Origin of the sequence: Streptomyces sp. McG3 (assembly GCF_018619185.1) — a bacterium.
In the GTDB taxonomy this organism is placed as follows: Bacteria; Actinomycetota; Actinomycetes; order Streptomycetales; family Streptomycetaceae; genus Streptomyces.
This window is the reverse complement of record NZ_JAAXYC010000289.1, coordinates 1-10,299: the sequence shown is the minus strand read 5'-3', so window position 1 is coordinate 10,299 and position 10,299 is coordinate 1. Positions and strand designations below refer to the sequence as shown.

General features: G+C 70.9%; 11 protein-coding genes and 1 pseudogene. All 12 read right to left on the bottom strand.

Going from position 1 to position 10,299, the window contains the following annotated elements; translation table 11 throughout:
* On the bottom strand, positions 1 to 455 hold a 455-nt coding region (locus HET64_RS31465), incomplete at its 3' end, for a hypothetical protein (protein WP_251146148.1).
* Between the two features lie 59 nt (positions 456 to 514).
* Positions 515 to 1,102 (bottom strand): hypothetical protein, encoded by a 588-nt coding sequence (locus tag HET64_RS31460; protein WP_215110552.1) that lies wholly within the window; start codon positions 1,100 to 1,102, stop codon positions 515 to 517.
* 23 nt (positions 1,103 to 1,125) lie between these two features.
* A complete protein-coding gene (locus HET64_RS31455) occupies positions 1,126 to 1,647 on the bottom strand; it encodes a hypothetical protein (protein WP_215110551.1) in 522 nt (173 codons plus the stop codon).
* Positions 1,644 to 2,879: an MCE family protein gene (locus tag HET64_RS31450; RefSeq protein ID WP_215110550.1), complete on the bottom strand. Its 1,236-nt coding sequence runs from the start codon at positions 2,877 to 2,879 to the stop codon at positions 1,644 to 1,646. Before HET64_RS31450 ends, HET64_RS31455 begins: the two co-directional genes overlap by 4 nt.
* Positions 2,876 to 4,123: an MCE family protein gene (locus HET64_RS31445; protein ID WP_215110549.1), complete on the bottom strand. Its 1,248-nt coding sequence runs from the start codon at positions 4,121 to 4,123 to the stop codon at positions 2,876 to 2,878. The genes HET64_RS31450 and HET64_RS31445 overlap by 4 nt, the downstream gene beginning before the upstream one ends.
* Positions 4,120 to 5,262, bottom strand: a complete 1,143-nt coding sequence (locus HET64_RS31440) for an MCE family protein (protein WP_215110548.1) — start codon at positions 5,260 to 5,262, stop codon at positions 4,120 to 4,122. Before HET64_RS31440 ends, HET64_RS31445 begins: the two co-directional genes overlap by 4 nt.
* 1 nt (position 5,263) lies before the next feature.
* Complete coding sequence (locus tag HET64_RS31435) at positions 5,264 to 6,283, bottom strand: MCE family protein (RefSeq protein ID WP_215110547.1); 1,020 nt, start codon at positions 6,281 to 6,283, stop codon at positions 5,264 to 5,266.
* Positions 6,280 to 7,311 carry an MCE family protein gene (locus HET64_RS31430; protein ID WP_215110546.1) on the bottom strand — a complete coding sequence of 344 codons (1,032 nt, stop codon included), beginning with the start codon at positions 7,309 to 7,311 and terminating at the stop codon, positions 6,280 to 6,282. Before HET64_RS31430 ends, HET64_RS31435 begins: the two co-directional genes overlap by 4 nt.
* Positions 7,308 to 8,597, bottom strand: coding sequence for an MCE family protein (locus HET64_RS31425; protein WP_215110545.1), 1,290 nt, complete (start codon positions 8,595 to 8,597; stop codon positions 7,308 to 7,310). Before HET64_RS31425 ends, HET64_RS31430 begins: the two co-directional genes overlap by 4 nt.
* Positions 8,597 to 9,400: an ABC transporter permease gene (locus HET64_RS31420; RefSeq protein ID WP_215110544.1), complete on the bottom strand. Its 804-nt coding sequence runs from the start codon at positions 9,398 to 9,400 to the stop codon at positions 8,597 to 8,599. The genes HET64_RS31425 and HET64_RS31420 overlap by 1 nt, the downstream gene beginning before the upstream one ends.
* Positions 9,401 to 9,403: 3 nt before the next feature.
* The gene (locus tag HET64_RS31415; protein ID WP_215110543.1) at positions 9,404 to 10,168 is read right to left on the bottom strand and encodes an ABC transporter permease; all 765 of its coding nucleotides are present in this window, start codon (positions 10,166 to 10,168) and stop codon (positions 9,404 to 9,406) included.
* Positions 10,165 to 10,299 (bottom strand): annotated as a pseudogene (locus tag HET64_RS40175) (ABC transporter ATP-binding protein); the annotation flags it as partial. The gene HET64_RS31415 and the pseudogene HET64_RS40175, both read right to left, overlap by 4 nt.

Below are 10,299 nucleotides of genomic sequence, written 5' to 3'. Positions count from 1 at the left end.
ACCCCGGCCCGGCCCGCCCGTTGGTCCAGTTCGGTCACCGCACCGGAGAGGACCTTCGCGGTGCTCACCGTCCTGGCGGCGGCGATCTGCTCGGCGAACGCGTCACGTCCGTCGACGAGTTGGCTGTGCAGATCGCCGGTGGTGGACTGCTCCCAGCTGTCGAGCCCCTTCTCCAGGGAGCGGTGGTCCAGGGTGTTCATGTTCTGCACCGCCTGCTCGCCCGCCGCCCGTGCGTCGTCCCGCGCCTGCGCGAAGGACGCCGCGTCGTCGTGCGTGGCCTCGTAGCGCAGCCAGCCGCCCCAGCCCGCCGCTCCGGCGGCGCAGACCGCCAGGGCCAGTGCGGCGATCACCAGCGGGTTCCGCGTCCCCGCCCGTACGGTCCCTGCCGGCGCCGTGCTCTCCTGTGCCGGGTCCTGCCCTGCCGCGTCCTGCTGTGCCGTCCGCTGCCGTGCCATGTGCTGCCTCTCCCCTGCCTGCCGAACCGGACCGGTGCGCCATCGCCTCCGGTCCGCCGTCATGTGGAGCCGATCTCGACGATCCACCAGCGCCCGTCGCGCAGTCGCGCCGTCACCGTGAGCTGTGCGGAGGCGGTGGTGGGGGCGCGGCCCCGGCGCTCGTAGACCTGGTCGAGGAAGACCAGGAGGTGGGCGCTGCTGCCGGTCAGCCGGGTCACCCCGGCCCGGACGACCTCGGTGGTGAGCGTCAGCTTCTGGTCGGCGGACTGCCGCTCGACCTGGCCGAACAGCGTCGCGTACTGCTGGAGCGCCTTGCCCGCCAGGGCCTCTTCCGCCGCCGCCCTGGTGACGGCGGTGTCCCCGGGACCGTACGAGAAGATCTTCCCGAGCGCGCTGCTGACGTCACCGGTGACGCGGGCGGTCGCCGCCGTGTCGGTGAGCGCGAGGTTCGCCGTGGCCGGGGTGTCCCGCAGGTGGCGTCCCTCGGCGTACAGGGCTCCCCCGGTGGCGAGCAGCACGACCGTCAGCAGTGCGCCGATGACGCGTGGCCACCGCCGGAGGGGTACGTCCGCCGCACCGTCCGGGTCCGCCGTCTCCGTTCCGGTTTCCTGGCCCACGTCGGGATCGAGGACCATGTCGCTCTTCATCGTCGCCGTTCCTCCCCGCGGTCTCATCGGCCGCCGCCCGTTCCGATCGCTGTGAGCGCCTTGACCTTCCAGCCGTCGGCCGTACGGGCGAGGGTCGCCCCGAACCGCTTGCGCTGGGTGCCGGCCGCGCCGGAGCGCGGGGTGACCTCGACGTCCACGGTGGCGATCAGCTCCGCCGTTCCCGTGCGCTCGTCCAGTGCGGTGAGCGCCGCCGAGGTGACCTTGCCCCGGGCCGTGTCGCCCGCGGTCGTCAGGGACTTGGCGTCGGCTTTCCGGGTCCGCTTCAGCTGGTCGTGCAGCGGCCCCGTGGAGGAGTCGAGCCAGGCCCGCAGTCCGTCGTCGACCCGCTTGCCGTCCTTGCCGTCCAGGCTGTTCAGCGTCGCCACGTGCCGTCGGCCCTCGGCCAGGGCCGTGTCGCGGGCCTTCGCGTAGGACAGGGAGCGGTCGCCGCGTGCCTGCCCGTACGACCAGGCCCCCAGGCCGCAGAGCAGGGCGGCGACGAGCAGGACGGCCCAGCCGGCCCGGCGTCGGGTGCGGGGGGTCATGAGCCGTCTCCCAGGCCCAGCAGCCCGGCCATTCCCTCGGCCGGCGGCTGGGCCGTCGCGGACCCGCCGGCCGCCGTTCCGGGCAGCTTCATCGAGCCCGGAACGGCAGGTTTCGGCACCGGGCCGCCCTTGGGTGCGTTGGCGCTGCCCCGCACGTTGATGCCGGTGCCGGGCGAGGAGGCGCAGCGGGCGGCGGTGTTCACGGCGGGCCCGTCCGAGGTGTTGAGGCCGTTGCGGTAGACCGTGCCGCCGTAGCCCGCGGTGCACGGCAGCGGTTCGAAGAAGGTGACGGACATCCCGAACCGGGCGCCGTCGTCGTCGACCGCGCTCGCTCCGGCGGCGGCGACGGCGGGCAGCTTCACGAGGAGTTCCTCCAGGCCTCGTTGGCGGGTGACGGCGACCTCCGAGGTGGTGAGGAGGTTGGCGACGACGACGCCGAAGGCGGGATCGAGGTCGCGCAGCAGTCCGCTGATCTGGACGGCGGCGTCCGGGGTGGTCGCGATGAGGCGGCGCAGGTCGGCGTCGGAGCCCTTGAGTTCGGCGGCCAGTTCCCTGGCCCCCGAGGCGAAGCCCTTGAGAGCCTGCCCCTGTTCGGCCTGGGTGCGCAGGACGCGCTCGCCGTCGGCCATCAGCCGGGTGGTGACCGGCAGGGCCTTGTCGGCGGCCTCGATGAAGTCGCCGCTGGTGTCCAGCAGGACCTGGAGGTCGTCGCCGCGTCCCTCGAAGGCGGCCCCGAACTCCTCGACGACGGTCCGCAGGCTCTCCAGGTCCACGGAGCTCGCCAGGTCGTCGACGCTGGTGAGGACGTCGGTGGGGGGTGCGGGGATGGTGGTGTCGGCCTCGTCGATGACCGAGCCGTTGCCCAGGAAGGGCCCTTCCTCGCGGGTGGGCCGCAGATCGACGTACTGCTCGCCGACCGCCGACAGGTTCGCGACGACGGCGGTGAGGCTGTCCGGGATCGGCGGCGAGTCCTGCTCGATCCGCAGTTCGGCCTCGACGCCGTCCTCGGTCAGCTCGATGGGGCCGACGCGGCCCACGGAGACGCCTCGGTAGGTGACGTTGGAGTGGGTGTACAGGCCGCCCGTCTGGGGGAGTTGGACCGTTACGGTGTAGTAGCTGCGCAGTCCGACGTAGTGACCGAGATCGGCGTACCGCACCCCCAGGTAGCCGAGTGCCAGCGTGGCGATGACGAGGAAGGCGACGTTCTTCAGCCGGATGGCGAGGGTGATCACGGCGTCGCCTCCATCTCCGGCTTCGACGCTCCGGGCTTCGGCGTTCCGGAAGCGCCCGGCTTCGACGTTCCGGAAGCGCCGGGCTTCGGCGTTCCCGACACGGCGGGCAGCGGCAGCGGCAGCGGCAGCGCGCCCCGGGCCGCCGCGCCCTCGCCCTCGGCCGGGGGCAGCGGCGGGATCCCGGGGGGATCCGGGGTGAGCGCGGGGATGATCTGCGTACCGGGCAGGGCCGTCACGTCCAGGTAGACGTTGAGGTAGTCGCCCTTGACGCCGCGCAGCACCTCGTCCGTGAAGGGGTAGGTCAGCAGCACCTGGAGGGAGTCGGGAAGGTCCTGGCCGGAGTCGGCGAGCGCCTTGAGGGTCGGGGCGAGCGCCTTGAGGTCGGCGATCATGTCGGCTTTGCTCCGGTTGATCGTGTCGACGGCCACGGTGGAGAGGGTGTCGAGGGAGCGCAGCATGGTCAGCAGGGAGCCGCGCTGCTTCTCCAGGACCTTGAGTCCGGGGCTGAGCCCGGTGAGGACCGTGCCGACGTCCTGCTTGCGGGTGGCGAGGGTGGCGGCGAGGCGGTTGACGCCGTCCAGGGCCCTGGTGATGTCGCCCTTGTTCCCGTCCAGGTTGGTCACGAGCGTGTCGACCCGGTTGAGCATGGAGCGGATCTGCGGTTCCTGCCCGGCGAGTGCCTTGTTGAGTTCGGTGGTGATGGTCTTGAGCTGGTTGACGCCGCCCCCGTTGAGGAGCAGGGACAGGGCCCCGAAGACCTCTTCGACCTCCGGGTTCCGGTTGGTGCGCGAGTGCGGGATACGGCCGCCGGAGGCGAGCGACCCGCGTGCGGTGCCCTCGGGGGGCGGGGCGAGCTGGATGAACTTCTCGCCGAGCAGGCTGGACTGTTCGAGGCGGGCGTAGGAGTTGGCGGGGAGCTCGATCTTCCCGTTGACCCGCATGGTGACCCGGGCCCGCCAGCCGTCCGGGGCCAGCGCGATCCTCGTGACGCGTCCCACGGCCACGTCGTTGACCTTGACCGAGGACTGCGGCGCGAGGCTGAGGACGTCGCCGAACTCGGCGGTGACCTCGTACGGCCGGTCGCCGAGGTCCGCGCCGCCGGGCAGCGGGATCTGCTCGATGCCGGTGAAGGAGGGGCTCTCGGGGCGGACCACGACCAGGGCGATCAGCGCACCGGTGGCGAGGAGGGCGACCGCTCCGACGGCGGCCCGTACGACGGGTCTGCGCCGGTCGTCGTCGTTCATCGTCGCGCCCCCTTCTGCTTGCCGGACTGCTTGCCGGGCTGCTTCTCGGGGGTGCCGTAGACCGTGCCGACCTCCGGGAGCGGCAGGACGGGCAGGGCCTTCCGGCGGGTCGCGTCGACGGGGGCGAGGCCGGTGAGCCGGCCGGCGGCGGAGGCGGCCCCGGGGTCGACGAGCGGTCCCCCCATGGACAGTTCGTTGAGGTTGGTGCGCCCGTTGAGGGTGCGGTTGGCGGGGTCGTAGGCGTTGAGGACGTTGCCCGCGGCGAGCGGGAGCGTGTCCATCGCCTCGGCGAGCGAGGCGCGCTGGTCGACGAGCGCCTGGGTGACGGGCACCAGGGCCTCGACGTTCTTCTTGAGCGCGCCGCGGTTCTTGGCGATGAACGTCTTGACCTGGCCGAGGGCGGTGCCGAGTTCCTTGAGGGCCGCGCTGAGGTTCTTCTTGTCGTCGGCGAGGAAGGAGGTGACCGTGTTCAGCTGCTGCTCGGCGCTGCGGACGTTGCCGTCGTTCTCCTTGAGCATGGTGGTGAAGGACTGGAGGTGGGCCAGGGTGTCGAACAGGTCGCCGCTGCTCCTGTCGAGCGTCTTGGTGGCCTTGCCGAACTGCTCGATCGAGTCGCCTATGGCCTTGCCGTTGCCGTCGAGGTTCTTCGCCCCGGTGTCCAGGAGCCGGGCGAGCGCCCCGGCGGCGTTGGCGCCGTTCGGGCCGAGGGCGGTGGAGAGTTCGGTGATGGAGGCGTACAGCTCGTCGACCTCGACGGGGGTGGCGTTGCGGGCGGCGGGCAGGACCGCGTCGTCGGCGAGCCGGGGGCCGCCCTCGTAGGCCGGGGCGAGCTGGACGTAGCGGTCGGCGACGAGGCTGGGAGCGACGACGACGGCGTGGGCGTCCTTGGGGACGTCGATGCCGCGGTCGAGGCTCAGCACGACCTTCACCTCCTCGCCGCGGGGCTCGACGGAGGTGACGGTTCCGACCTTGACGCCGAGGATCCGCAGGTCGGATCCGGCGTAGACGCCGGTGGCGCGTTCGAAATAGGCGGTGACGGTCCTCTTCCCGTCCTCCTCCAGGGCGCTCACGCCGGTGGCGGCCGCGACGGCGACGAGGGCGAGTCCGGCGGTGATGCCGGTGATGCGGGTGCGTCTCATGTCAGCGGCCCCCTTGCTGCCGGGGTGGCATGCAGCCGGTCGCCGGGGGTGTGCCGGCGGGGAGGTAGTTCTTGGGCACGACTCCGCAGACGTAGTTGTCGAACCAGCGCCCGTTGCCGAGGGTGTTGCCGACCAGCCGGCTGTACGAGCCGGTCATGGCGAGGACCTTGTCGAGGCTCTTGCGGTTCTTGACCAGGACGGCGGTGACCCGGCCGAGGGACTCCAGGGTCGGCCCGAGCTGCTTGTCGTTGTCCCGGACGAGTCCGGTGAGCTGGGTACCGAGGTCGCGGGTGCCGGTGAGCAGCAGGTGGATGGAGTCGCGGCGGGCCTGGATCTCGCCGAGCAGCAGGTTCCCGTCCTCCAGGAGCGTTTCGAAGCTGCTCTTCTTCCCGGCGAGGGTCTTGCTGAGCTTCTTGCTGTTGCGGAGCAGGGTGGCGAGCTGGGCGTCGCGTTCGGAGACCGTACGGGAGAGGGCGGAGAGCCCGTCCGCGGCGCTGCGGACGTGCGGCGGGGAGTCCTTGAAGGTGGCGGAGATCGTCTCGAAGCTCTTGGCGAGTTGTTCGGTGTCGATCTCCCCGATGGTCTCCCCGAGGCCGTTGAACGCCTGGGTGACGTCGTACGGGGAGGTGGTGCGGCTCGCGGTGATGCGGGAGCCGGGGTCCTGCGGGGCGTCGCCGAGGGGGTCGACGGCGAGGTACTTCTCACCGAGGAGGGTCTTGACGGCGATGCCCACGGTGGAGGAGTCGCCGATCCAGGCGTCTCTCACCCGGAAGTCGACGCGGACCTCTCCGCCGTCGAGGGAGACGCCGGTGACCTCGCCGACCTTCACTCCGGCGATCCGCACCTCGTCGCCGTCGGTGAGTCCGGCGGATTCGGTGAAATCGGCGCTGTAGGAGGTGCCGCCCTGGACGAAGGGCAGGGAGTCGGCGCGCCAGGCGGCGAGGCCGAGCAGGGTCAGGACGAGGAGCCCGACGACGGCGACGGCGACCGGGTTGCGTTCCCGGATGGGAGTGATTCTCATGCCAGGCACCTCGGTTGGGTGATCGCGATGCCGCCCGGCGGCTTGCTGCCGTCGTCGTGGGTGACGCCACTGACCTTCGCTTCGCAGAGGTAGAGGTTGAGCCACGATCCGTAGGACGTCAGCCGGCTGATGGCCGCCATCTTGGCCGGGGTCTTCTGCAGGAAGTTCTCGATCTGCGGAGTTCCCTTGTCCAACTGACCGCTGAGCCGTCCGAGTTGACGGATGTCGTCCTTGAGCGGCTTCCTGCCGTCCTGGAAGAGGTCGGCGGTGACGGTGGTGAGCGCGCCCATCGCGGTGATGGCCTCCCCCAGGGGTTTGCGGTCGCCGGAGAATCCGGTGACGAGCTTCTCCAGGGTGACGACGAGGTCGTCGAAGCCGGCCTCCCGGTCGTTGACCGTCTTGAGGACCGTGTTGAGGTTCTTGATCACCTCGCCGATCACCTTGTCCTTCGCGGCGACGGTGGTGGTGAGCGAGCCGACGTGCCGCAGGATGCTGTCGACGGTGCCGCCCTCGCCCTGGAGGACCTGGACGATGGAGCCGGCGAGCTGGTTGACGTCGGGCGGGGAGAGCCCTTCGAAGAGGGGCTGGAAGCCGTTGAACAGCTCGGTGAGGTCGAGTGCCGGGGTGGTGCGGGAGAGCGGGATGGTGTCGCCGGCCGCGAAGGCCCGGCCGACGGGTCCGGGGCCCCGGTCGAGGTCGACGTACCGCTGGCCGACCATGTTGAGGTATTTGATGGACGCCGTCACCGAGGCGGGGAGGCTGCGCCCCTTGCGTACGGCGAAGGCGACCTCGGCGACCCGGCGGTCGGCGACCTTCACGGATTCGACCTGGCCGACCTTCACGCCGGCGATCCGGACGCTGTCGCCGGGGATGAGGCCGGTGGCGTCGGTGAAACGCGCCTTGTACGTGATGGTGTCCCCGACGCCCTTGTTGGCGATGGAGAGCCCGAGGACGGTGGTGGCCAGCACGGTGACGACGATGAAGACGAGGGACTTGGTGATCGGTCCCGCGAGCGAACGGCGTTTCACTTGAGCTTCACCTCCGCACCGCGGAAGGCCGGGCCGATGAGCACGCTGCTCCAGTCGGCCAGGTCTCCCGGCCGGGCCTTCAGCGAGGGTGCGACCAGTTCGTTGACGAGCCGGGACTCCTGCGGCGAGTTGGGCAGTCCGAGCCCGGCGCCGGCGTCGTCGCCCGGGTCCGCCGGGGGCGCGGTGACGTCGGTGGCCCGGCGGGTGTCGGCGGTCGGAGCGTGCTTGCCGACGTACGGCACCGAGTAGCAGGCGGGCCCGCCGCTCGCGCTGTAGGCCGGGGTGTCCCTGCCGGGGACGTATTTGCCCTTGGAGGGGACGGACTTGATCGACACGTGCAGCCCCGGTTCGTCGGTTCCCTTGCCCAGCGCCTTGTCCATCGCGGGCACGAAGCCGGCCATGGTGCGCAGGGTGCAGGGGAACGACTCGGCGTATTCGGCGAGGAGTTCGAGGGAGGGGCGGCCGGCGGCGGAGAGCCGGATGAGGTTGTCCTTGTTCTCCCGCAGGAAGGAGGTGACGTCCTGCGCGGAGGCCGTGGTGGTGCCGTAGAGCGCGGCGAGCCGCGCCTCCTGGCCGGCGAGGGTGGAGCTGGTGACCGTGGCGTCGGTCAGCGCGTCGAGGACGTCCGGCGCTGCGTCCGCGTACAGCGTGCTCACCTTCACGAGTTCCTTGATGTCGGCGTTCAAGGTGGGGAGTTGGGGGTTGAACTTCTTCAGGTGGCCGTCCAGCGTGGTGAGCGTCTCGCCGAGGCGGCTCCCGCGTCCCTCCAGCGCCTGGGAGACGGCGTTGAGGGTGGCGGAGAGCTTCTCGGGCTTCACGGCGGTCAGCAGCGGGAGAAGGTTGTCCAGGACCTGTTCCAGCTCGATGGCGTTGCTGGAGCGGTCCTGCGGGATGACCGCCCCGGCCCGCATGGTGCTGCCCGTGGGGATGCGGGGCGGGACGAGCGCGACGAACCGCGCGCCGAAGAGGGTGGTGGGCAGCATCTGGGCGGTGACGTCGGCGGGGACCTGGTCGAGCTTGTCCCGGGCGATGGCCAGGGTGAGGCGGGCGCCGTCGCCGTCGGTGGCGATGGAGCGGACCTGCCCGATGACGACGCCGCGCAGCTTCACGTCGGCGTTGTCGTGCATCTCGTTGCCGACCGCTCCGGTGCGGACGGTGACGGTGGCGTCGTCGGTGAAGTCCTTCTCGTACACGGAGACCGAGACCCACACCAGGACGGCGGGCACCACCAGGAAGGTGACTCCGGCCAGCCGCCGGCGGACCGTGCGTGTGCTGGAGGTGCGCATCAGCCGGCCACCTTCACCGTCGTCGTGGCGCCCCAGATGGCGAGCGAGAGGAAGAAGTCGGTGACGCTGATGAGGACGATGGCGTTGCGCACCGACCGGCCGACCGCCACACCCACGCCGGCCGGTCCGCCGGTGGCGTGGAAGCCGTAGTAGCAGTGGGCGAGGATCACCAGCACGCTGAAGATCAGCACCTTGAGGACCGACAGCAGCACGTCCTGCGGGGAGAGGAAGAGATTGAAGTAGTGGTCGTAGGTGCCCGCCGACTGCCCGTTGAAGAAGATGGTGATGTAGCGGGAGGCGACGTACGAGGAGAGCAGCCCGATCGCGTACAGCGGGACGATCGCGACGACTCCGGCGATGATCCGGGTGGTGACGAGGTAGGGCATGGAGCGGACGCCCATCGCCTCCAGGGCGTCGACCTCCTCGTTGATCCGCATCGCGCCGAGCTGCGCGGTGAAGCCGGCTCCGACGGTGGCGGAGAGGGCGAGACCGGCGACCAAGGGGGCGATCTCCCGGGTGTTGAAGTAGGCGGAGATGAACCCGGTGAACGCCGAGGTGCCGATCTGGTTGAGGGCCGCGTAGCCCTGGAGTCCGACGACGGTGCCGGTGAACAGGGTCATGGCGACCATCACGCCGATGGTGCCGCCGATGACGCCGAGTCCGCCGCTGCCGAAGGCGACCTCGGCCAGCAGCCTTTGCACCTCGCGCAGATAGCGGCGCAGGGTGCGCGGGATCCAGACGAGTGCCTTGACGTAGAAGGTGAGTTGGTCGCCCGATCGGTCGAGCCAGCTGAGCATCGCCATGGGTCAGCTCCCCTTCGCGGGGACGATCTGGAGGTAGATCGCCGTGAGGACCATGTTCACGAAGAACAGCAGCATGAAGGTGATGACGACGGACTGGTTGACCGCGTCGCCGACGCCCTTGGGGCCGCCGCGTGGGTTGAGTCCCCGGTAGGCGGCGACGATGCCGGCGATGAAGCCGAAGATCAGGGCCTTGAACTCGCTGATGTAGAGGTCGGGCAACTGGGCGAGGGCGGAGAAGCTCGCGAGGTACGCGCCCGGGGTGCCGTCCTGCATGATCACGTTGAAGAAGTAGCCGCCGAGGGTGCCGACCACCGAGATCAGGCCGTTGAGCAGGACGGCGACGAGCATGGTGGCGAGCACCCGGGGGACGACGAGGCGCTGGATGGGCGAGACGCCCATCACCTCCATCGCGTCGAGTTCCTCGCGGATCTTGCGGGAGCCGAGGTCGGCGCAGATCGCGGATCCGGCGGCCCCGGAGATCAGCAGCGCCACGATGATCGGGCTCGCCTGCTGGATCACCGCCAGCACGCTGGCGCCGCCGGTGAAGGACTGGGCGCCGAGCTGCTGGGTGAGGGAGCCGACCTGGAGGGCGATGACCGCGCCGAAGGGGATGGAGACGAGGGCGGCGGGCAGGATCGTGACGCTCGCGACGAACCAGAACTGCTCGATGAACTCGCGCACCTGGAAGGGGCGGCGGAAGATCGCCCGGGCCACCGCGACGGCGAGCGCGAAGAGCCGGCCGGTCTGCCGCAGCGCCCCGGTGATCACGAGCCGCTCCCGGCGCGGGGGACGGTGAGGGTCGGCGCGGCGGCGTCCTTCGCGTAGGTGTCGCGGATGGCGGTACGGGCGGCCGGGGGCAGGGTGCCCAGCAGGGAGAGGACGCGTTCGCGGCGCCGACC

Bases quoted from the DNA above. Each gene is read 5' to 3' on its own strand.
- HET64_RS31460 (WP_215110552.1), bottom strand. From the start codon at position 1,102: ATGAAGAGCGACATGGTCCTCGATCCCGACGTGGGCCAGGAAACCGGA.
- HET64_RS31455 (WP_215110551.1), bottom strand. From the start codon at position 1,647: ATGACCCCCCGCACCCGACGCCGGGCCGGCTGGGCCGTCCTGCTCGTC.
- HET64_RS31445 (WP_215110549.1), bottom strand. From the start codon at position 4,123: ATGAACGACGACGACCGGCGCAGACCCGTCGTACGGGCCGCCGTCGGA.
- HET64_RS31440 (WP_215110548.1), bottom strand. From the start codon at position 5,262: ATGAGACGCACCCGCATCACCGGCATCACCGCCGGACTCGCCCTCGTC.
- HET64_RS31435 (WP_215110547.1), bottom strand. From the start codon at position 6,283: ATGAGAATCACTCCCATCCGGGAACGCAACCCGGTCGCCGTCGCCGTC.
- HET64_RS31425 (WP_215110545.1), bottom strand. From the start codon at position 8,597: ATGCGCACCTCCAGCACACGCACGGTCCGCCGGCGGCTGGCCGGAGTC.
- HET64_RS31420 (WP_215110544.1), bottom strand. From the start codon at position 9,400: ATGGCGATGCTCAGCTGGCTCGACCGATCGGGCGACCAACTCACCTTC.